This is a genomic window from Paenibacillus sp. J22P277 (assembly GCF_059383675.1).
The window spans coordinates 285,650-309,933 of sequence record NZ_JBXENS010000006.1; the positions used below are offsets into that span (position 1 = coordinate 285,650).

General features: G+C 57.4%; 10 protein-coding genes. 2 read left to right on the plus strand and 8 right to left on the minus strand.

Going from position 1 to position 24,284, the window contains the following annotated elements; genetic code table 11:
- Window positions 1-176: 176 nt before the first annotated feature.
- The 8 genes from AC50YL_RS22195 to AC50YL_RS22230 all read right to left on the minus strand — a co-directional run bounded on the left by AC50YL_RS22195 (window position 177) and on the right by AC50YL_RS22230 (window position 18,011).
- Complete coding sequence (locus tag AC50YL_RS22195) at window positions 177-2,447, minus strand: helix-turn-helix domain-containing protein (protein ID WP_494834798.1); 2,271 nt, start codon at window positions 2,445-2,447, stop codon at window positions 177-179.
- A gap of 248 nt (window positions 2,448-2,695) precedes the next feature.
- The gene (locus tag AC50YL_RS22200) at window positions 2,696-8,461 is read right to left on the minus strand and encodes an S-layer homology domain-containing protein (protein ID WP_494834799.1); all 5,766 of its coding nucleotides are present in this window, start codon (window positions 8,459-8,461) and stop codon (window positions 2,696-2,698) included.
- Window positions 8,462-8,871: 410 nt separating this feature from the next.
- Entirely contained in the window at window positions 8,872-9,837 is a 966-nt protein-coding gene (locus AC50YL_RS22205) for a LacI family DNA-binding transcriptional regulator (protein WP_494834800.1), read from the minus strand.
- Between the two features lie 103 nt (window positions 9,838-9,940).
- On the minus strand, window positions 9,941-13,327 hold the full coding sequence (locus tag AC50YL_RS22210) for a GH36-type glycosyl hydrolase domain-containing protein (RefSeq protein WP_494834801.1): 3,387 nt from the start codon (window positions 13,325-13,327) through the stop codon (window positions 9,941-9,943).
- 86 nt (window positions 13,328-13,413) lie between these two features.
- Window positions 13,414-14,823, minus strand: coding sequence for a sulfatase family protein (locus AC50YL_RS22215; protein ID WP_494834802.1), 1,410 nt, complete (start codon window positions 14,821-14,823; stop codon window positions 13,414-13,416).
- A 34-nt stretch (window positions 14,824-14,857) separates the two neighbouring features.
- Window positions 14,858-15,718 (minus strand): carbohydrate ABC transporter permease, encoded by an 861-nt coding sequence (locus AC50YL_RS22220; protein WP_494834804.1) that lies wholly within the window; start codon window positions 15,716-15,718, stop codon window positions 14,858-14,860.
- 18 nt (window positions 15,719-15,736) lie between these two features.
- Window positions 15,737-16,627 carry a carbohydrate ABC transporter permease gene (locus tag AC50YL_RS22225; RefSeq protein ID WP_494834805.1) on the minus strand — a complete coding sequence of 297 codons (891 nt, stop codon included), beginning with the start codon at window positions 16,625-16,627 and terminating at the stop codon, window positions 15,737-15,739.
- 118 nt (window positions 16,628-16,745) lie between these two features.
- On the minus strand, window positions 16,746-18,011 hold the full coding sequence (locus AC50YL_RS22230) for a sugar ABC transporter substrate-binding protein (protein WP_494834807.1): 1,266 nt from the start codon (window positions 18,009-18,011) through the stop codon (window positions 16,746-16,748).
- A gap of 667 nt (window positions 18,012-18,678) precedes the next feature.
- Between AC50YL_RS22230 and AC50YL_RS22235 the strand changes: the two genes are divergently transcribed.
- Together AC50YL_RS22235 and AC50YL_RS22240 are read left to right on the plus strand one after the other, a co-directional pair.
- Window positions 18,679-19,581 (plus strand): putative RNA methyltransferase, encoded by a 903-nt coding sequence (locus AC50YL_RS22235; RefSeq protein ID WP_494834808.1) that lies wholly within the window; start codon window positions 18,679-18,681, stop codon window positions 19,579-19,581.
- Window positions 19,582-19,909: 328 nt separating this feature from the next.
- Window positions 19,910-24,064, plus strand: coding sequence for a S8 family serine peptidase (locus AC50YL_RS22240; protein ID WP_494834809.1), 4,155 nt, complete (start codon window positions 19,910-19,912; stop codon window positions 24,062-24,064).
- Window positions 24,065-24,284 lie beyond the last annotated feature (220 nt).

The following is a 24,284-nucleotide window of genomic DNA, read 5'->3' on the forward strand; positions in this document are numbered from 1 at the left end:
GATCCCGCATGTCATTTTTGATTATCGCTTCGGATTGGCGCGAATGGCGTGCCGCCAAAGAATCAATTTTGATCGGCGTTAGCAAAAATGGAGCTGCTCGCGGCGGCCCGATGCGGCCGGCAAGACAACTCCATTGGGATGCTGCACGGCGATCGGCGCTTGTGCGGCGCGCGCATTTACGAGGTCCGAGACTTGGACGCTTTATAGCTGCTCGGGGCCATGCCCTCGAATTTGCGGAAGAACCGGTTGAAGCTCTGCGCGTTGAAGTAGCCGACCTCCGAGGCGATCTGCGTCATGGTCAGATTGGACTCGAGCAGCAGCCGCTTCGCCTTCTCGATTCGCAGCAGGTTGATGTAATCCATCAAGCTCTTCCCCGTCAGCTCGTACACGATCTTGCGCATATACGAATAGCTGATGCCGATCTCCTTCGCCATATCCTCGAACACGATCTCCCCGCAGTACCGCTGCTCCAGGTAATGAATGATCCGCTCGCCGTGATTGACCTCGCTCTTGCTGCGGGCAAGGTACTGAATGATCTCGCTGAAGAACGCGCACAGGTAGTCTTCGAGCTCGTCGAGCGTGTCGGCGGAAGCGATGGCGGAATAGATATTCCCTCGCCCCGCGAAGATGCGCGCGGTGCTGATGTTATTTTCCCGCAGGTGCTTGATGGTGACGCCGACCAGTTGATTGTAAATGAACATGATGTTGTCGTAAGCGATATAGTCGACCGCCAGAATCTCTTCGCGGATGATTCTCAGCTCCTCGACGATGCTGTCGAGGCTGCCGAGCTCCAGGAAATTAAGGATCCTCCGCTCGCTGTTGGCCGGATAGACGTATTTCATGCTGCGCTCGGCGTTCTCCCGCCAGAAGTTGATGCCGTTGCTCCCGTTGATCATGCGGAGCTTGATCACCTCCGCCGCTTCCGCCAGCCGGTCCGATACCTCGGCGCTCGTCTCCGCCCGGCTGCTGACGCCGATCGTGACGGTGTGGCCAAGCAGCTCGGCCGCTCTGTCCCGAAGCGCATGGAGCGCGAATTGAATGCCTTCCAGGCCGCCGGCCGACTCCGCTTGTCCGTAATTAACCACGACGGCGAAGCAGCCATCCCCCCGATAGCCGCATCGCGCATGCACGCCATCCGTGAACAGCTTCTCGCATTCGGCGATCAGCAGGTAGCGATGGTAGTTCCGCGTCTCCGAATTGTGCTTGCTCACGTAGCGCCTGTACCTATCGACGGACACCGCGGCCACGAGAAAGTACGGCGCCGGGAACATCTCCGCGACCTGGCTGCCCACTTCCCCCCGCAGCAAATTATGAAGCGCCAAGCTTCGGGTATCCTGCTCGCGCTCGCGCAGCAAGTTGTACAGCCCCTCCTCTTCCTCCTGCATGCGTTTGAACGCGGCATCCAGGAAAACAAGCTCGTTGCGCTTGTCCGAATCTTCGAGATTACGGCGGGCGCGCACGGCTCTGACAAGCTTCCGCACCGGCCTCGACAGCCATGTCGCGAGGAAGACGGACAAGACGGTCCCCGCGAAAATAATCACCACCGTGATCAACAGGATGCTGCGCTGCAGGACGCGCGTCTTGGTCATCAGCTCGTCGACCGAGAACGTGTTGACGTTCCACCAACCGTACGATTCCGAGCGGGACCACGTGTACAGCAGATGCACGCCCTCCAGCTCGCGGAACGCATAGCCTTCCCGGCTGCCGTCAGCCAGAAGCTCTTGCATGAAAGGCTGCTTGCCGCCCGGAGTAAGCAGCAGCGTCTTGTCGTTGTGGGAGATGATCGTGCCGTCGGCCGCCATGAGCATATAGCCGTCGTTGCCCGGTTCCGACGATCGCAAATACTCCCCGATCTGGCTCTCGCGCAGATTGACGACGAGCGTCCCGCGCGTCGTGGTCGACAGCCGGTTCAGCGGCAGCACGTACGAGACGACGTTTACGCCCGCGTACAATTCGCGCGGATACCACACCCCGCTGATTCCCCGCCGTCCAACCAGCGCCTCCTTCATCCAACCGGTCTGCTCGTATTGATCCAGCGTCGTGATCCCTTTGTCGGTCGAGACGACGTAATTCGCTCCCTCGAGCAAGAAATAAGAGGAATAGACGCCGTCGACCCGATGGTTCAAATTCACGAGTTCCTTGAGTATCGCCTGCGCGTAGGCGACGTCATCGTAATTCGCGTTCAGCTGGTTGTAAGTGCGAAAGCCGCGGATGCGGTCGAAGATGTTCGTGGCGGCCAATCGCACCGCGTCCTGGGCCAAATGGTTAAGCGCGTTCTCGTTCAATTTCCGGTTCGCGTTCAGTCCCGCGAGCGACGATTCCGCGATCGCGTTCTCCGAATTTTGCAGAATCTGCTTCCCGCTGTACCAAGTCAGAACGGCCGTCGGGATGGCCATGACGCAGAACAAGATCAGCATCAGCTGCAGCATCATTGGTATTCGCTTCATTTCGCCCCACCTTTATCTCGTTCTACGGCAAGAAGTCCGGCCCCTCGCAATTAAAGCGCTTACAATACTCTTTGTTCCATTATATAGAAATTCATATGCGCTGTCTAAACGTAAGGCTGCGGTCAGGCAGAGCCTCCGCAGCCCCCTCCGACTGAAGGAACGCGAACCGGCTTCCTTAACAGAAACAGAATAGAAGCAGCCGCCCATCCCCGGCCGGGAATGAGCGGCTGCTCCGATCGCAATGAATATTACGGGATCAATGCCAGCAGATTGACGATCGCCTGCGCGGCTTCCGCGCGGCTCGTCGCGGCGGCAGGAGCGAAGGCCCCGGCGCCGGTTCCGTTCATCAAGCCCGTCTTGACGGCCGCGTTGACATCGTCGAGCGCCCAAACGGATACCTGCGCCATGTCCGTCAGGCCCGCGTCGCCTTCCGTCGCCTGCTTGCCCGTCTTGAATTCATGGACGCGCACGAGCATCGCCGCCATTTCCTCGCGGGAAATGAAGTCGTTCGGCGCGAAAACGACGGCCGTTCTGCCGTTGATCAGCTTCGCTTCGTACGCCGCGGCCACATCGCCGGCGTACCAGGCGCCGCCGGCCACGTCGCCGAACGGCGACGCGCCGGAGGACGAGAGTCCCAGCGTCCGGACGAGCAGCGCGGCGAATTCCGCGCGGGTCACCTGCTTCAGCGGCGCGTAACTCGTCTCGGACACGCCGTTCACGATGTGCTTCGCCGCGAGCTTGCCGATGGCGTCGTAAGCCCAATGGGAAGCGGGCACGTCGAGGAACGTCTTCTTGTATTCGAACACCGCGTAGCTGCTGAAGTGAGACAGCTCTGCCGTCACTTCATGGCTGGCGCTGTTCACCGTGCCGCCGATATAGTCCCACGTCTTCGTTGCTTCATCGTAGGCATAGACGCCGAGCAGGTTCTCGTCGGCTCCGTCGGCATAAGGCAGCGTGACCTTCACCGGCTTCCCGAAGCGGTCAAGCTTGCTCGACTTGCCGTCCTTCGCGACGATCGCGAGCTCGAATCGGTATGCGTTGCCCGCCGCCTTCATGACGGCGTTCGATCCGGACGGATCGTTCGTCAAGGCTTTCGCTTCCCCGTCGGTCAGCGCCTGAATGACGAGCGAGATGCGCGCATCCGGCAGTTGGTCGGCCGGGACAAGCGCCGCCAATGCTTTCAGCACGGACGGATCGATGGTCATGGCCAGCTTGCTTGCGGTCAGCTGGAGCGATGCGCTGCCGAGGAGATCCCCCGCATTGGACGGAAGCCGCACTTCCTTGGTGCCGTCCGGAATTTGAATGCCGACGGTTCCGTCCGCGTCCGGCTTCAACTCGTCTGCATTCACCGCGACCGTCCCGTCGGCGCTGCCGGGATTGACGATGACCGTCGGCCCGCTTCCGGGGTTGCCCGTATCCGGGTTATCCGCGTTCCCGGGCAGCACGTACAAAGCATGCGCGAAGCCGCCGAGCGCCAGCGTCGCCGATGCGTTATCCTTGTTCGCGATCAGTTCTTTGACCGGCGTGACTTGTTCGCCGTTCACCTTCACGTACAGCGATCTGTCCGTATTGCCGTAATTCACCAGGCTGAGCAGGCTGTCGTTCCCGTTCACGGCCGTGCGCCATTCCACCTGGGATGCAGGCTGATTCGTGCCGGCGTCGTAGACGATCACCTTATCGAGACCGAGCTGATGCATTAACCCGAAGAAATCGGTGCGCATATCGTCGATCTTCGGATTGGAATCGATCCGGGTCGTGTTCGCGCTGTTCAAGACCGCATCGCGATCTTCCGCGGACAGCGGCAAATTATGTTCGTCCGCCTTGATCAGCTTGGTCTGGTCGCCGATCAGGACGACGCGTCCGCCCTGCTCTTCCCATTGCCGGATATTGGCGAGCGTCGCGGCGGACAGATTGCTGACCTCCGGCAGAACCAATAGCTTGTATTGGCCGAGCTTGCCGTTCACCGCGTCGTTGATTTGATCTTCGGTCACGTAGCCGACCTTGTTGCCGTTGTAGCTGAGCGCCGTGTATGCCTTGGTCAGCGTGCTGTAATAATCCGGCGCGTACAGCCGCGGCGTCATCGAGAACAATACGCCGACCTTGGCGTCGTCGTTCTGGAAGGCCGACACTTCGTCGACCAGGCGGTTCAGGTCAAGCGACGCATGACCGACATCCGCGACGGCATCCGGACGGTTCAGGATGCTGCCCTGCAAGTAATCCGTGGCATAGTCGCGCTGCCATACCCAGATCACGGACGCTCCCGTGCCGTGAAGCGCGCCGTCCCAGATCCAGTTGGACACCCATTTGGCGATGTCCGGCGAATACTTGGTTTCGCCGTCGGAAATGATGTGGTTCTCCGAATTGAAGGTCGGCTGTTCCTTCATGGACGTCGCCATGTCGAGCATGCCGACGTACTCGGCGAACCGGTCGGGTCCGCTGCCGTACTCGGGTCCGCCGTCGAGGCCCGTCATCTCGGTAGCCGCGGCCATTTGCTCGAAGTCCTTGCCGCCTCGGAGCATCAGGTCGTTGTTCGTCACGCCGAAGCCCATCAGCTTCACGTGCACCGGAAGATCCGGCGCGTACTTGTGCACCTCGTCGGCCATCATTTTATGGAACGCGGTCAAGCGCTCGTTCTTGAAGGTCAAATAATCGAAGTATAAGGCAGAGCCGGCGACGTTCGTCATATCGGGCACGGAAATCTCGCCGAAATCCGCATACGACGTGCCGTACATCGCGTTCAAGGCATCGATCGTGCCGTACAGCGTCTCTTCGTATTCCCGCCATTTGGCCGTGTTGTACGTGCCTTCGTTGGTGATGTATTCGGATTCGTTGGACAGATTGACCGCCTGAAGCGCCGGCGAATCTTTCACCTTCTCCATGATGGCGTCGATATGGGCCTTCATGACCTCCTGGACGCGCGGATTCTCGATATCGATCTTGAGGAAGCCGTAGTTGTCGGGGATCTTGGTGTCCGGGTACTCTTGGAAGATCCAGTCCGGGAAGCCTTGCGGCGCCATCTCGATGTTGACCCCGATATTATGCCGTTCGGCGCTCTCCAGCGCGGGAACGACATTGTTCACCACGTACGAATCGTCCACGACGAAGAAGCTGTCGTTGCCCGAGCCTTCCTCGAATCCCGGGTTCGCCATGAGGTTATCGGAGGCGCCTTCTTCCGTGATGACGTAATCGTCCACCCATACCGAGCCGGGCTCGTTGACGAACACGCCGACCTGCAGGCTGTTCTCGTTCGCGCCGGTGGTGAAGCTGAACTGCTGCTGCTGCCAATCGTCCGTATCCGCGATCGGAGACGTCGTCCAACCGTTATGATTGGAGAACATGTACGCTTGCGGCGAGCCGTCGGTCTTGACCCAGGCGGACAGATTGTAGTTGGTATTCGGCTTCAGCGTCAGCAGCTGATAGAGGATGCTGGAGTGACCGGCATCCGTGCTCGATACCTGGAGCGATGCGTTCCCCGTATGGGCCGCGGCGCGGTCCAAGGCGAACTTCGCGGACTTCTGCGAATAGGTGGACCAGCCGGCCAGGCCGGCTTTCTTGATCGTTTCCGACGGATAAATGTTGAAATCGATGATGTTGTTGCCCAAGTCCCGGAACAACGGAATATCCTTCGTCGCCTGCTCGAACATGCCGTAGCCGCTGAAGATGAGCGGCTTATTCTCGCCTGCCGTCGTGTTGCCTTTGATCGTGTAGCCGTCGATCGCCGTGCGGCCCGTCTGGTAGCGGGCTACGGGTCCCTTGGAATCGGCCGTTCCGGCCAAGTAGGCATCCAGATCGTCCATTGCCTGCTGATAGAGCTGCTTCAGCGCGTTCGCGATATATTCGGCTCTCGGCAGGTCATCGTGATCGATATCCTCCATGCCGTACGCGTACATATCCTCGATGACCGTCTGGTTGACTTTCTCGTAGTCGGTCGCGATCCCGGCCTGCGCCGCTTGCTCCATCTTCGCCTGCAGATTCGGAATCAGCACGTCCCGGATGTTAACGAATTCGGCCGTGAGCTGGTCCTTGTTCTTGACCGCGTCCACGTGGAAGGTTTCCGTGCGCGACTTGCCGGCGGACGGTTCGGTAATCGTCGCCGCGATGTCCATCGTATTGTCCACCTGTACGGAGAAGCTCTTCTTGAACAGCTGGCCCGCCGGAATGGAAACTTCCTCCGACGCGATGCCCGCGGCCGGGATATCCAGCTTCAAGCTCGCCGCATCGTCGCCGACGTTCAGGATATCGAGCGTGTATTGCGCGCTGTCGCCGGCGTTGACCGAAGCGATGCCCTTCAGCCAAGAAGTCCAGGTCTGATCCTGCTTGAGCAGCTCCACTTTCCCGAGACCCGTCACGTCCTTGGAGCTGCCGATGCCCGGCGTCCACTCGACGTAGCCCTTGCGGCCGCCGCCGTCGCTGTCGTTCACGAGCAGAGTGAACGGAATCGCCTGCCCCGCCGACGGCGCGCCGGAGCGGACGGCGCCCCATGGAATGGCCAGCTCGTAGATCGTCTCCTTATTCTGCTCCGATCGCGCGACATGGGCTTGGACGGCGCTCGCCGGCAAGATCGCGCTGCCGTCCGCGTAGCGCTGGATATCCGCGCTGCCGTTATTGCCGGCCGCGATGCCGAATTCGGTACGGGACGAGCCCTCGGCGAAGGCGAATTGAATGCCGTCCGCGGACCAGTTCGAGCCTCCGGGCAGCGGGTCGTGTACGTCGTCCTTTACTTTGACGCCCAGATAGAAGGTAGAAGCGTTATAGGCGAAGCGCGCCTCGAAGGACGTATCGTCCATCCCGCTCCAGCCCGACACTTTATTCTGCGCGGCATTGCTCGGCGCGGTCATGCCGGGTAACGTCTGCCATTTGCCGAAGTCGCCGTCGAAACCGCTCTCCAGTCCGTCCGCGTACGCCGCGGGCGCAAACTTGCCGGCGGACACTTCCGCCTCGATCGCGCCGCCGCTCAGCAGCGACTCGTTATCCGCCGCCGCGATTTGGACCGCGGGGCTGAGCGCCGGGGTTCCGGCTCCGCCCGCGTTGGCCGGCGTCACCTCGAAGAACAGGAACTTCCCGACGTCTTCCGCCGCCACCATGCGCGTGACGGCCGTCGCGCCGTCAATCGCCGTCTTGTCGAAGCCGTCGGCCGCCGTGCCGGCGTACCACTTGAACGTCGTTCCCGCTTCGGCATCTCCTTCGGGATCCGAGTACGCGTAGCTGCCGGTCAGCGTCTGACCGACGGCGCGCGAGCCGGTGACCGTTACGGCACTGGCCGTCGGCGCCGCGCCGGACGGCTTCGTCACGAGGATGTCGTCGACATGGAAAACGCCCGCTTGGTATTGATGCGTCGTCGACTCCAGCGACGCGATATCGGCCGCCGCTTGCTCGAAAGCAACGTTCGTCCCCTTCTCGACCGCAGCGCCGTCGATCCGGATGTTCGAGGTCTGCGCCGCCAGGTCGACATCGATCCGGATGTCGTACCATTGGCCGGCCGCATAAGGAGCCAGGTTATTCCAGCCGCTGCCGGCGCGCACCGCCAAATACTTGCCGGTGTCGTCATTCCATTTGCTGTCGAACAGCAGACCGACTATCGTATGGCCTTGGCTGTCCTTGAGCGTGAGGAAATCGTCGGATTTCTCCAGTTGCCCGGCCATTACCTTCAGCTCGATGGATGCCGTGCCCGTGATCGGCGACGCCAAGACGAGCTTGGCCGTCTGATCGAGCGCGACGTTGCCGCTGCCTTGTACCATCGTCAGGCTTTTATTGCCGTCCGCGTCCGCGTCAACCCCGGCGGAGCTGCCGTTCGCGTTGCCGGTTACCGTCCAGCCGTCCGGCAATTGTCCGGCGTCGACGCCTTCGAAGTCCTGCGCGTAAAGCGTCGTGTCCGCTGCCGCGTGCGCGGTCCGGCCGAACGCCGGCGCGAGCAGCGAGAGCAGGAGCGCCGTCAGCGCCAGCAGGGCCATGTATTTTTTCGGCCCGGCGGGCGGCCTGCTGAATCTCGTTGCTCGGTGTTCCGTGCCTGTCATGGTAAGAAACCTCCTCAGATTCGCTTCCGACTGTTTTGTTACCGTTTACATAATGGCGCATGCTTGCCGTCCGCGGCTTCATCCGCGCAAAGGCATCACGATTCCGCTTCCTTCCAACCCGACGATGCTTTCACGGCTACCTCCCCGAACGCCCGATCGTCCTAAGCGCGGAATAGTCGGCTTTGCCCGGCTTCAAGCGGGCTCCGCCTCGAATCAGTATCATTTTAATGCTCCCGTCCAAGCTCCTCAAGCGAACAATACGACCAAATCGGCTACTTTGCCGACCAATCTCGCGCGCGGGCGGGCTATCGCGCTCGTTTTGCTGCTTGATGCGTTGGAAGTTGTGATAGAAAGCAAAAAAAGCGCGCAAGACCCCAAAGGTCCTGCGCGCTTCGCGCTTTCGAACTTATTTATGCCTGCTGCACCGATTCGCCTTCGATCAGCGAGACGTAGATGCGCTCATGCTCCGCGCCTTCGCCCGCGATCAGCTTGATGAGCTGCTCGGCGGCCACCGCGCCCCAGCGCCGCTCCGAATAGTCGACGGTCGCGAGACGCGGCTGCATGTAGTCGGAGATGTCGATGTGGTCGAAGCCGACCACGTGGAGATGCTCCCCGATGCGATACGGCGTATTCTTCAGTGCTTGATATACCCCGATCGCCATCTCGTCGTTCAGGCAGAATACGGCGGCCGGCCCGTCGTATTCGCCGAGGATGCGCGCCACCGCGGCCGCCCCGCTCTCCTTGTCGAAGTTGCCGGGAATCTCGGCATACTGCAGCGGAGCGTTGCGTTCCACCGTTTGGCGGACGGCCGCAAGCCGCTGCTCGGAGTCGAACGAGCCCTCGGGACCGGTCACGGCATACAGCTTCTTATGCCCTTTCCGGATCAGGTACTCCGTCGCGAAGGTGGCGCCCGCCTTGTTGTCCAGAAGCACCTGCACGATGTTCGGATGGCTCAGCTCCCGGTCCAGCACGACCAGCTTATGGTTCCGCCCCGCGTGAAGCAGCAGCTCCTGATCCGTGAACAGGCTGTCCAGGACGATCGCGCCGTCCAGCGTGCCTTCCGATAGCATCCGGTGCGACTGCACCCCGCTGCAGATGACGAGATCGTACCCCCGTTTGTTCATCTCTTCCTTCATGCCCTGAAGAAGCTGGCCGTAGAAAGCCCCCTCGAAGGTCGTCAGGAACGCGCCGATGATGCGCGTCTCCCGCTTCTTCAGCGTCCTCGCGGCCGCGTTCGGCACGTAATTCAGCTCCTTGGCCACGGTCAGGATCTTTTCCCTCGTTTCTTCCGTGACTTTGGGATTTCCGTTCAGCGCGTAAGATACGGTCGAGATTGATACCCCCAATTGCTTGGCAATGTCTTTAATGCTGACCACAGCTATCGCTCCTATCTTCACTGCTCGCTCTCTTGTCTCGATCGCTTCATGGAATAAATTCGGCGATGGGGAACGAACTCCCCCCATCGCCGCCGAATAATTTTTATGACAGCCGGATGACGACTTCGTTCAGGCCGTCGGCCAGCAAACTTTCGAACGCCTCGCGGCCGATCCGCACGCCGCCGTGGCGGTACCGGTTCGCGTGTTCGGCCGCGTGCACGGGCTTGCCGTTCACGGTAACGGCCGTCACCGTCTCGCCGCCGATGTCGTAGCGGAACGCGATCAGCCTGCCGTTCCATCGGAAGCGGAAACGGAGCCCGTTCATATCCGCCGGCAGCACGGGATCAAGTACCAAATCCCCGCCTTCTTGACGGATGCCGAGGCCGTTCGAGATCAACTGGTTCATGTAGATCCCGGGGCCGCTGGAGTAGATGCGCCAGCCGCCCTTCACTTGCACCTCGCCCGTGCGCAGCTTGCCGAAGCCTTCCTGCGCCGCATAGCGGTCCGGGAACTTGCCGTCCGAGCTGCTGAAGTACGCGTTGCTCTGGCGCCAGTCCGCATTCGGCACGACGTCGCGCAATCCGACCGGATTGATCATCGCGAGGCCCTTCCACACTTCGTCGCGCTTGCCGAGCTTGGCCATCGCTTCGACGAAGCGAATATGCGCGTGCACGTACTGCAGGCCGATCTCGCGGCCGAAGTTCGCCGCCTGCTCGGCGCGCTTGAACCGCGTGCTGACGCCGCCCGCGTAGTCCGCGGGGCGGTTCATCAGGCGTACGCCGTCCGGGCAGTACAGCTCTCGCTTGATGAGGCGGTAATGCGATTCCGCCTCGTCGGCGTCCAGCAGCTCGCCGATCATGCTGCGCGTCATCGGCAGCAAGCGGTACGCGATGCCGGTCTTGCCGTCGCTCGGATGCAGCATCAGTTCGATGCGGCCCGGCTCTTCCATATAGGCGAAGCCGGAGATGACGCCGTCCTTCACCAAGTAACGGTGAAAGTCCGTCTTGATGCCTTCGGCCAGCTCCTTCAGCTCAGCCGCCAGCTCGGCAAGCGCTCCGCTTTGGCCCGACAACGCGCCGGAGAGCTGGGATAACGTCTGGAACGTCAGCGACACGGTCCAGCTGCTGATCATATACTGCTTCAGTTTGGCGTTCGCCGGCTGCAGCGTATCGTCCCAATCGCCGTCCCCGTAGGCGGACAGGCGCGTGCCGTGCAGGAAGCGATCCTTGATATACTGCAGTTCCTTGCGCGCATGGTCGAGAACGGTGAAGGTCTCTTCCGTCAGCTCGCCCGTATGGGCGGAATACGGCACGCGTTCCTCCAAGATCGAGAAATCGCCCGTCACCCGCAAATAATCGCCCAGCACCTTCAGCGGCCAGACGATAATGTCGCCGTGGCTCTCTTCCTGCTGGATCCGGTAATACCGGTCGAACATGAACCACTGCGGCCAATTGCCGTCTTCCTTGTACTGGTGCGCATAGACCGTCTTCAGGATTTCCTTGACCTGTTCGTACTTGCCCGTCGCCATGAAATATTCCGCCGGCCCCTGACAGACGTCGCGCGTGCCCCAAGCGGCGCCGCTGTATTGTTCGAGGCCGTGCGGAACGGAGTAATGGACGAGCATGTTATGCGTGTACCACCACGCCAGCACGTTGAACTTCTCCAGCTCCCGCGCCTTTGCCTCCGATTCATGCGACAATCGGAAGTCGTTCATGACCGACGACAGGAACGAACGATATTGCTCGATATCCGTCTCCGCCGGCTGCCGTTCGTCTACGGCTCCCGCCTTGGCGGCGGCCGCCTCCAGATTGCCCGCGATCGTCAGTCTCCAGCCGCGGGTCGCGTCGAGCGCCAGCACCGTCAGCGAAGCGGAGCCCGCCGCCGCTTCCGGCGCGAGCGCCCGTTCGTCCAGAACCTGCATGTCCGTTCCCGTCACGCGAAGGCGGAAATTCAGCTCCGGATACGCGCTTGCGCTCAGCGATTGGGGATGGGCGCGGAAGACGAGTTCGTCTCCGTCGCGCTCGAGCAGGCAAGGCAGCTCGTACTCCTTGTCGTTCATCGTCATTTGGCTGGTCACGAGGAAGCGATACGCCTTGTTCGTCTTCGAGACGGCCTCGAGCGCCAGCTCCGGCGAATCGGATTTGGTCCATGCCGTCACGACCAGCGTATCGTCCGCCAATACGTAATGCCAGCGCGCGTAGTTAAAGCCGATCTCGTACAAGGACGGCATCGCGAGCAAACGGTACTTGCCGTCTACCTCCGCGTAGATCCGCTGTCCCGACGTCTTCGGCACGTTGAGCGCGTTGCGCGCGTTCGTCATCAATTTATTGAACGAGGTGTTGCCTGCCGTCACCTGCGAGTGGAAGATGCCGTACATGTAGTTCGTCGAGGACAACACATGCTCGTTCATCCGCGCATTGTCGCCGCTCATCAGGATATGCCCGTGCGGACGCTCCATGCGCAGCTCCTTCGACTTCAGCACGATATGCTCGTACGTCCCCGTGAAGAAGGAGAGCAGCTCTTCCCCGTCGCGCTCTTCCTGCAGACGGACCGGGAAGAGCGCGTCGATCTCGTCCATCGAGAGCGACTGGCTTCGCAGCGGCTCGCCGATCGTATCGCTCCACGACACGCGCGGCCCGATCGGACGGAGTTCCTTCGCCGCGTCTTCGTCGAATTCGGCTTGCGCCAGCACCCAAGCGGCCCGCACTTCATCCCGGTATTCAAGCTCTCCGACCGCTTCCGCGTGATTCGGCCGCAGCAAGCCGTAGAACACGAACGCGGATTCGCCGCTTAGCCGTGCCGTCTCCGACTGGAGCCCGGTATACGCGAATTCATACTGATAGACGGCATTGTCCAAGCGGTCGCGGCCAAGCGCTTCCGGTACGTTCGTCTCCTTGTACGAGAGGCCGAAGAATTGGAAGCCGTCCGTCGAATATCCGACGGCGCGGGTCAACGATCCTTGCTGGATGTACGGGAAGCCGGACGACATCGGCTGGTTTTGCCGCGAGCACACCGCGTACCCCGTATCCTCCGCATGAAATACCGTATGGCCGATATACTGGGACATGTACGCTTCGTTCGCGCGGACCGCGCCGACGTCGGCCAGTCCGAGATCTTGGCCGTAGACGACGTCCGCCTCGACGCCGTCGCCGGTCAGCCGGACGTCCCAGAACCAGATCAAGCCGGGCATGAGCGTCAACGTCACTTGATACCCCACGCCGAGCGCTTCCCCGCTCCAGACGACGCGCCGGTCCGACGCGCTGACCCGGCTGCCCGAGCGCACGCCAAGCAGCGGCGCGGAGACGATCCGCCCCTTCTCGCGCACGCGCAAATAAATATTATTCATCGATCCGTCCAGCGGGTTCGACATGATTTGGTTAACCATGATGCCTTCGTATTGCATGTCCCGCAGGTCGCCGCTCTCCAGGAACGTAAAGACCAGCCCATCCGTTTGCACGGGAAACGTTGTCGTTCGCTGCTCAGTATTCATCTCCGGGCTCCCTCCCATGTTCTTGATTCCTATCCGCTTGTATCTCTATGCAACGAATCGCCGCATCTATCGCCGGCGTCTTCATGCTAATCGTGAACGTACTCGTCCTGCACGTCGTCCATCAGCCGCTCCAGCTCCCGCTTCAAGGCCGCGATCGTGCCCGCGTAATCCGGCTGGCCGTAGACGTTGTTCAGCTCGTACGGATCCTGTTCCAGATCGAAGCACTCCCATTCCGGCGGCCGGGGTTCGTCCCGCGAATCCGTGGTGCCCAGCGCCTCTGCGTAATAATAGATCAGCTTGTAACGATGCGTCCGGATGCCATAGTGCGCATAGACTTCGTGGCTGCCGTCCAGGTGCATCCAATAGCGGTAGACCATCGACGTCCGCCAGCCGTCCGGCACGACGCCGCGCAGGAGCTGCCGAATGCTGAAGCCTTGCATCCGCTCGTGTACCGGCAGACCCGCGTACTCAAGGAAGGTCGGTGCGAAGTCCGTGTTCAGAATCATCGCGCCGCTCGCGCTGCCGGCCCGAATCTCCCGCGGGTACCGGATCAGGAACGGCATCCGCAGCGATTCTTCGTACATGAACCGCTTGTCGAACCAGCCGTGATCGCCCAGGAAGAAGCCTTGGTCGGACGTATAAATGACGATCGTGTCCTCCGCCAGCCCCTGCTCGTCGAGGTAATCGAGCATGCGGCCGACGTTGTCGTCGATAGAGGCGATGCAACGGAGATAGTCCTTGATGTACCGCTGGTACTTCCACTTGCGAACCTGTTCCGGCGTCAGCCCTTCCGGAGGCGGGCCTTTCGTATCGAGCTCGTTCAGATCGTCGATGCGCATCTTCGCCCGCACGGCCGCCTGCGCGCGCGTCGCATAATCGTCGTTGAACGTCTCCGGCTCCGGAATCTCGGTCTCCTCGTAGAGATGCTTATGCTTCTCGTCCGGTTCCCAGTGGCGATGCGGCGCTTTGTGATGGCACATCAGCATGAACGGTCGCTCCGGGTCGCGGTTCGCGATCCAATCCAGCGACTTGTCCGTAATGATATCGGTGACATAGCCTTCGAACTTCTTCGCCGTGCCCATCTCGATAAAATCGGGATTGCGGTATTCGCCTTGATCCGGCAGCACGCTCCAATAATCGAAGCCCGTCGGATCGTAATGCCCGCCGTGGCCCAGATGCCATTTGCCGACGATCGCCGTCTGATAGCCGCTTGCCTGCAGCAGCTTCGGAAACGTGACTTGCCGTCCGTCCAGGTCGTCGCCGAGCGTCTTGACGCCGTTGATATGATTGTACGTCCCGGTCAATATCGTCGCGCGGCTCGGCGCGCAGATCGAATTCGTGCAAAAGCAATTGTCGAAGCGCATCCCTTCGTCCGCCAGCCGGTCCAAATGAGGCGTCTTGTTGATGCGGCTGCCATAGGCGCCGATCGCATGCGAAGCGTGGTCGTCCGACATGATAAACAAAATATTAGGTCGTTTCGGAGCAGCAGCGGACATCGTCATAGCACCTGCTTTCCAACCGCGTAAGGGTTTATTTCATGCCGGAAATGCTGAAGTTCTCGATAATATGCTTCTGGAAATACGTGAACAGCACGATGACCGGAGCAACCATGAACGTGGCGCCCGCCATCTGCAGGCCGAAGTTCGACGCGTACTGCCCCTTGAGCAGCGACAAGCCGACGGACAACGTATACAGGCTCTCGTCGTTCGCGATGATCAGCGGCCAGAGGAAGCTGTTCCAGCCGGCGATGAACGTCAGGATCGCCTGTACCGCGAGGATCGGCTTCGAGATCGGCAGCGCGATTTGCAGGAAGATCCGGTATTCGCTCGCGCCGTCCAGCCGCGTCGCTTCCAGCAGCTCCGTCGGAATCGTCGACATGAACTGGCGGAACAAGAAGATCGCGAACGCCCCGACGAACCCCGGCAGCACGATCCCCGTCATCGTATTCGTCAACCCCATCGAGTTCAGGATGAGGTAGACCGGAATCATCGTGACCTGGCTAGGGATCATCATCGTCGCGAGCACCAGGAGGAACAGTCCGTTCCGGCCCTTGAAGTCGTACTTGGCGAAGCCGAAGCCCGCCACGGCGTTAAGCAGCAGGCCGACGAACGAGAACAGGACGATGATCAGCGTGTTTTTCAGGTACACGCCGAAATTCATGTTTTCGAACAAATCCTTGAAGCTTTTCATCGTAAAGTGGGACGGCCACAGCGTAGGCGGAATCTGCACGATCTCGCTCTCCGGCTTGAACGACGACATGATCATCCAAAAGAAAGGCAGCAGGAAGAAGAGGCCGCCGATGCTCAGCACGACGACGGAAATCCATTGGAAGAGCCGGCCGCCCTGCTGCGCGTCCGGGCTACCTTTCTTCACGGCAATTGATTTACTCATAATGATCTCCCCGCATCGTTAAGTCATGTCGGACTCGTTTTTTTGCAGCCTGAGCTGAATGAGCGTAATGGCAATGATAAAGACGAACAGCACGAACGAACCGGCCGCCGCATACCCGAAGTTGTTGAACTTGAAGCCGTTCTGGTAAATGAACAGCGACACGGACAGCGTGCCGTCCAGCGGCCCGCCGTTCGTCATGACGAACGGTTCCTCGAAGAACTGCAGCCAGCCGATCATCGTCGTGATGGACACGAAGAAGATGGCGAATCGCAGCATCGGAATCGTGATCTTCGTCACTTGCTGCCACAGGCTGGCGCCGTCCAGTTGGGCGGCTTCGTAGTAAGATTTCGGTATTCCCTGCAGCGCCGCGATGAAAATAATCATGTTCAAGCCGACCGCTTTCCACAGCGCCAGCAGGATCAGCGACAGCTTGGCAGTCGTCGGCTGCGTGAGCCATTGCACGTCCGGCAGACCGACCGCGTTGAGCAGGTAGTTGAATAGGCCGAGAGACGGATTATAGAGATAACTCCAGACGACCGCGACGGCTACGATGTTCGTCACGGACGGGAGATAGTAGACAACGCGAAAGGCCTTGAAAATCCGGGACGTGCCCAGGTTGATCAACAGCGCGACGGCAAGCGAGAACAAGATGACCAGCGGCACGCCGATCACGACGTAGAACAGCGTGTTGAGAATGGACTTCATGAAGACGGGATCCGTCAACACCTCGGCATAGTTGTCAAACCCGATGAAGCTGATCGAATCGAAATTCGCGAGTCCTCCAAGGTCCATGTCGGTGAGGCTGATCACAAGGGCCACCACGATGGGGACGAGAGAGAACAAGGTAAGCAGGATCAAAGTTGGCGCGATGAACACATAAGGGGCTTGTCTATTCAGGAAACCTTTCATCCGGAAATCTCACTTCCTTCTTCATGCCTGGGGCATATATAGAGCAGGCCGGCCGCATGCGGCCGGTCTGCTTCAACGGGAGGGGAAGACGATTCCCGCACCTGGAAAGCTTATCGCGTTACTTCATTAGTTTGGCCGCGTCCGCGTTGAAGCTGTCCATTTCCTTCTTCACGTCCGCGTTGCTGCGGTAAATGACTTCGAAGTGCTTCAGGTAGCTGTCGCCGACCTGCGCCCAAGAACTCAGAACCGGCATCGGCTGCGCCGTCTTCAATTGTTCGCCGATCACTTGATAGTTCGGATCGTTCTTCAGCTTGTCGTCGTCCCAAGCGGACGTGACGGCCGGCAGCGAGCTCGTGGAATCCATCCATTTCAGCTGGGTTTCCGCTTTGCTCATGTAGGCGACGAATTTGGCCGCGGCATCCTTGTTCTTCGAATACTCGAAGATGGACAGGTTCGAGCCGCCAAGCACCGACATGTTGTTTTCTTTCTTCGGCAGCACGGCGAGCGCCCATTTGCCGTTGATCTCAGGCGCTTGATCCTGGATCAATTTGATCATCCATGGACCGCTGATGAACATCGGCAGGATGCCTTCTTTGAAGGCCGGAACAATGTCGAGACCGAGATCCTTCGGCGCGGATCCGTTTTGATAGAAGCTGTTGACGTACGAGACCGCTTCAACGAATTTCGGATCGTTGAAATTCGGCTTGCCGTCCGACGTGAACCAGTTCGCGCCGTTCTGGCGGGCGAACATGAAGCCCAGGGATTGCTCCTTCGGATCGATGCTCATGCCGTACTTGCCGCTTCCGCCGGCTTTCGTGAGCTTCTGAGCGGCGTCGGACAGCTCGTCCCAGGTTGCGGGAGCCTTGTCGAAGCCGACGCTCTTCAGCATGTCCGTGCGGTAGAACAATACGCGGGTCTCGACGTACCACGGCGAGCTGACGTACTTGTCGTTGTACTTGCCGGCTTCGACCGCGCCCGGATAGAAGTTGTCTGGATTCAGCTCGGGATATTGCGTAACGTACGGAGACAGATCGGCCAGCACGCCGGCATCCGCGAATTCCGCCACCCAGGACGAGCCCATTTGGACGACGTCCGGACCTTTCTTGGACGCGACTGCAGTCAGCAGCTTGTCGTGGCCTTGATCCCAAGGCAGCGCCTGCACGTTCACCTTGATGTTCGGGTTTTCTTTCGTGAATTCGTCCGCGAACTTCGGCAAGGTTTTCGCTTCTTCGCCCATGCCCCATACGGTCAGGGTGACTTTCTCGTTCGAAGCGCCGCCTCCCTCGTTCGTGCCGCCCGCTGAATTGTCGTCTTTCGCTCCGCACCCTGCGAGCATACCTACGGTCAGCACGCCGGCCGTTATCAATGTCATCGTTTTTTTCATACAAGAAAACCCCTCTCGATAAGCTCAGTTATAATGGACACGATCCTTGCTTGCGCTTTCACTTCGTTAGGGCGGTCAGGCCCCAGAAGCGTTTTCCTCCCCTCATTATGTCCTGTATTTTTTACCATTATTACGGTTTGCCGAACCTCGAAAAATTCGGTGAAACGTTTCGATCAGGCGCATAATATCCACATTTTAGGTCATTATTGCAATCGAAATCATGAGGAGAAACGTTTCGATTTGATTATATCCGATAAATAAAGCGTATTCAAGAGGTTGTTTCTACTTGATCGAAACGTTTCTATTGATCGTAGTGCGAATCTCTTGCGGCACTTGCTTACATTTTGTTTTCAACATTGCGTCGTTCGGTAGACCGCAGGCAGATGGCGAAGACAATATTTATCCACCGACGGGTCTGATTCGCTTCGCTGTTGAGTCGCTTGGTAACCCGCTCGCGATTGCAAGCTTGGATTGCGGAATATGTTATAATGAGATCGCTTTAAATGCGTTACCGATGAGGGAGAGTTTTACGATGATCATCCAATTCATTCGTTACAGGTAATGTAAGGTGCAGATCACGTAACCCGGCTTTTTTCGAAATCTGCCCGGGTGTATTTGACTGCGCCTTTTTTCATTCACCTATTACGAATGAACGGGGTGCTTTTTTGTGAATACGAAAAGTAAAAAGCTGATGCGCGCAGCTGCTATTGAACGATTTCAGAAGATATTTAGATGTCCGATTTGTAAAGAGCAGATGCAAATCATGAATCTGCAAAGTTTATGTTGCGGCAACGGGCATTGTTTTGATATAGCCAGGCAGGGATATATCAACTTATTGTCTCGCGCCAATAAAACGAACTATGCGAAAAAAATCTTCGCATACAGAAGAATAGTCGGCAGAAGCGGTTTTTTCGGTCCCTTGCATGCAGCGGTAAGCAAAATAATACGCAATCACCTTCCAGCCAATGATCCTGCAAGCTTGCTGGATGCAGGGTGCGGAGAAGGCTCTCACTTATTTCACATTCAAGAAGAAATAAAGCGAAACAAAATCATCCCTCCATTGGGTATTGGAATCGATATTTCTAAGGAGGGTATCAGTTTCGCTGCGGCCGAATATTCGAATGCAACTTGGTGCGTTGCGGATATTGCGAACTGTCCATTTGCAAATCGGCAATTCCGATTCATCCTTAACATTCTATCGCCAGCTAACTATTCGGAATTCCAGAGACTGATCATGGATGACGGCATAGTGATTAAGGTCATTCCCGAACGGGATTATCTAAAGGAACTTAGAGAAGTTTTTTACGAGGGATCGAACAAACAGGTGTATTCGAATGCGCGCACGCTGGACCATTTTAACGCACATTTTGAGATCACGGACGTGGAAAGCATTCGCTATCAAGTAACCCTGAGTGAACCGTTAATCGAACCTTTGCTTGGCATGACGCCATTATCCTGGGGCACATCGAGGGAACGCTTGGACAAAGTTCGAGAAATGCCTTTGCCGCGAGTCACGGTGGACTTCAAGATTTTGATCGGCAAGAACCAACTGTCGCGGCAAGATCGATAAACGAACGGGCACCCAATAAGTGCTTTTATCCAGCAAGGTAACGATTCAAAGAACCTGACGGCTTTCCATGCTATTAAAAGAAGCAACCCAAAGGCTAATAAAAGCATTACTAGTCATGACAGACGATCATTAAGGTAGACCGGCGGCTATGTTGCTGCAGGTCTATTTCTGCTTTTAACATTTACGCTATATTTATATTAGAATTTTTAGACTATTAAGATTGTGAAAAGGATTTTAAGGATGTTTAGCGAAATATTTAAACAAACCATCATGTCCATTTATTCCCAGACGGTAGTCAATCTCACTATTTTAGAAAGAAGGTATCCGATTGCAGAAATCTCTTAACAAAGCTCTTCTCACCGCAACTATGTCCACGCTTCTTCTGTTCCAGCCGTTCGCTGCGCATGCAGCTGGAGGCCAGCAATCAACGCTTTCACCCGAGCTGATCAGCAAGCTGCTCCAAAGCAAGCCGTCTGCAGCAGAGCTTCAGCCCAACACGGGCCCGCTCATCTCTCCTCGTTTAAACACTACGTCCGCCGATAAGGTGAAAGTAATCGTTCAAATGAAAGGAGCCTCCATCGCCGAAGGGAATTATGCCTCCAGGATGGGCGTTAATTCTTTCGATTCAGAAGCGACAACAAGCGTTATTCAGCGTCAGCATACTAGTTTCATCGCGAGCGCCAGGAATAGCGGCATCCCGATTCAAGTAACCTATCAGTACGACACGGTGCTTAACGGGATGGAAGTAGAATTGCCGGCCAATCAGATTCCGAACCTGGCGAAGCTGCCCGGGGTAAAATCCATTTACGAAAACCGTACATATTACGCGATCCCCGATGCGAAAGCGACGCCTTCTGCAACTTCCCCTGACTGCAAATGCGATATCGATCCGTTGAATCAGATCGGCGTACCGGCGGCTTGGGAGAAGGGACTTACCGGAAAAGGCATTAAAATCGGCGTCATTGATACGGGCGTTGATTACGTTCACCCGGATCTGGTGGATGCATACGTAGGCGGTCATGATTCCTACTTCAATACGGAGGATCCTTACGAAGAGATTCCTGATGAAACTACAGGCAACGCAGGAACTCAACATGGTACTCACGTATCTGGGACCATCGCTGGCCGAGGCGTGAATCCTGCATCCGACATCGTACAAAAAGGCGTGGCATACGAATCCGAACTACATGTGTATAAAGTACTTGGCTATGACGCTGAATCCGGTAGATCCTCTGGTTCCACTGCACAAGTCATCGACGGGATCGAACATGCGGTTAAAGATCACATGGATGTTATCAATCTGTCGCTAGGCTCTGATGCTGCCAAGGATAACTTCTCTCCGGATGCGATTGCGATTAATAATGCCGTGCTGGCTGGAGTCACTGCAGTTGTGGCTAATGGTAACGCAGGCGAAAATCCCGAGTCTTATTACTATTCGATGGGTTCTCCGGCATCGAGCCAACTGGCCATTTCGGTCGGCGCCGTGGACAGCCCGAGCAAGCAGTATACAGCTACCGTAACTGGTGCAGTTTACAATGAAGATGGGACGGCAGCGGGCACGGTCTATCAAGACCAAGGCTTAAATGTAATAGGCTGGCGGACAGGCCAGGAAGACTTCGCTTCCATCTTAGGAACCGACGAACAGGAAGCCGTATATGTCGGACTTGGCGCCGATAAAGATTATGCCAACAAAGACGTCACAGGCAAAATCGCTTTCGTTTCGCGCGGCTTACTTGCTTTCGTGGATAAGATTGCGATAGCGAAAGAGAACGGTGCAAAAGCTGTTGTTATCTTCAATGGCAATGCAACTACTACTGACCCCAACACCGCGGAAGCCATTTTAAGCGAATCGATCGAAGATCGTGATTCGTGGATTGACACCCCCTCCTTGGGAGACAGCTTGAGTTTCCTCCCTACCTTCGATATGGAAGGAACGACCGGACGAGCGATTGCCAGGTTGGCTAAAGCGACCCCGGGCTCGACGATCAAGCTCTCATTAGGCGCTGATTATCCTTCTGAAACCTTCGCTGGTGATCATATGGCCACTTTCAGCTCGCGTGGACCAAACTCTGACGGCACGCTTGGAATCAAGCCGGATTTGGCTGCACCAGGTGTTAATATATTGTCCACTTGGCCGGCTTATGGCAAGAACGACCCTACTATCTCTTATGATGAAGCCTATGAGCGCATAAGCGGCACAAGTATGGCTACTCCTCATGTAGCCGGACTGGCTCTTCTGCTGAAGCAGGAGCATCCGGAGTGGACTCCGTTCGAGATCCGTGCTGCTCTCGCGAATACAGCGGATGAAATTAGCGATGAGGAAGGCATTCAATATGATGTGTACTCGCAAGGTGCAGGACGCGTAAATGTTGCCAAAGCGATCGATACCCCTGCTGTTCTGGAGACAGTCGAAAGTTTGCAAATGCTCGATATCAACATGAACCCGCATGAGGTTACGAACTATGGCGACAATGCCAGCTTCGGAATCATGAAGGCCGGCGATCCAGCCAAATCGATTACCCTGCAAGTTAACAATACATCTGCAGAGGAAGTAACGTATACGGCCGAGGTGGTCTTGCATGATGAAGTAACCTCAGATCCTTACAATCCAATCGAAACGCCGGACGTAAGTAAGATCAACGCCAGTTTGACTGGTTTGACAGACGGGACAGTAACTGCAGCTGCCTCCGAGAAAAAGACGTTCGCACTGGAAGTCGCGCCTGCTGCAGATGCAGTTGACGGCGTGTACGAAGGGGATGTCGTCCTCAAGGCCGAAGGAAAGCCAACCCTCCACATTCCATTTGTCGTCCACGTAGGAACAGAGGTTCCGGATAGCGGATTCACTGTTCAGGATATTCAGCTGTCTAGCCGGGTTGTCTCTCCCGACGGCGACGGAGTGAACGATTCGATCGACGTGTCCTTCAAGTTAGCCGCAGATGACATCAACTTTTATTATATGGAAATCGACGATCTGAATGATCAAGCCGTAGGCTACCTGCAGGCGGAGGGACCGTTTAACAAACCGTTTGAACCTGGTCGCTATTCGTATAAAGGCTTTGACGGAACCTATCCGCTTGATGCGGATGGCAATGAAAATCCTGGTACACTCAAAGACGGAACCTATTCACTGGCCGTAGTAGCCGATAAGATCGATCTCTCCAAAAACGTCATCGTTCGCGAGGCTGTAGCCATCGCAACGTTCTCGGTTCAGCACAAGTCGACGCCGCCGACAACGCCGCCGCCGATAACGACGCCAACGCCGCCAACAGCACCGGCACCAGCTCCTGCTTACGCGCTGACGGCAATCACTGGACAAGGGCTTCAGTCGGTCACGGTGAAGTCGACAACGGCAGCCGATGTGGCGACTGTCACGGATGCGGATCTGAAGTCTGCCATTGGCACGGGCACTGCACCGCTTGCGATCGTCGTTAACGCGGATGCCGCGGAAGGCAAAGCTTCCAAGCTGAGTCTGACGGCTGCGCAAATTGCCCTATTGGCTGCAGCACCGCAAGGCAGCACGTTGTACCTGAACACGGGGGCTTCTGCTGTGGAGCTTCCGCTCTCCCTTCTGAAGTCAGTGCCTGCGGACAGCGGCATTGAGCTTGTCATTAGCTCCGCTTCAGACCAAGCAGGCCAGTTCGAGGCTGAAGGAAAAGGAACCTCCGTCGTTGGCGTTCCAGTTTCCTTCGAAGTCAACGTGGTGAACGGTACGTCCGTGAAACCTCTTGACGTACCTGCAAACATGTTCGTTAAGCGCTCGTTTACGCTGGATAAAGGTATCCAGACTGACAAATCAGGCGTCCTGTTCATCGAGAATGGAAAGGTTGCTCCCGCTCCGGCCGTGTTCGCTGCGAATGCAGACGGCACCACCACGGTTATTGTGAACCGTCCTGGATTCTCGGTATATGCCGTTGCTAAGCACGTGGTTGCCTTTAGCGACATATCGACTTCTTGGGCACAATCTCGAATTCAAGCACTCGCTGAGAAGTTCCTTATTAATGGCATAACCGACACGACCTTCTCACCTAAGAAATCAGTAACGCGTGCTGAATTCGCTGCCATGCTTACCCGAGGCTTGGGTCTAAGCGCAGCTGCTCCAGTGCCGTTCAAGGACGTAGATGCCTCCGCTTGGTATTCTGATTCGATCGGCTCTGCTTATGCTGCCGGCCTGATCACGGGCTACACGGACGGTACATTCCGCCCGGATGGCATTATTAGCCGCCAAGAGCTCGCAGTTATGCTGACGAAGGCAAGCAAGCTTTTGAGCCTTAAAGCCGACAATGGCGGTTCGCGTAATGCTTACGAAGACGAAAGCAGTTTTGGTTCTTTCGCCAAAGACAGTATCGATTACGTTACATCGGCGGGTCTGATGGAAGGGGCGGAATTGAACGGTTCCAAGTTGTTCAGTCCATCCGCTCCAACGACGCGTGAAGCGGCTGCTACCGTTCTTTACAAGCTGCTGCAGGCCGGCAAGCTGATCTAGCATTTCCGACTTTGGTTCCAAAGCCGAAAAACATTGACCCGTAAGCAGGACAATTTTGAAATGCCCGCGCTTGCGGGTCTTTGATTGATCAGCTATACTTGCGTTTTGCTGAAATTATCGGCTGAAAACAGCAAAAAGATCGGCAGAACGCGAGTCTGCTCGATCTTTTTGCTTTTCTGCGGATGTTTTCGAAATCGAAGCCCACCCGGCAATACGGGCC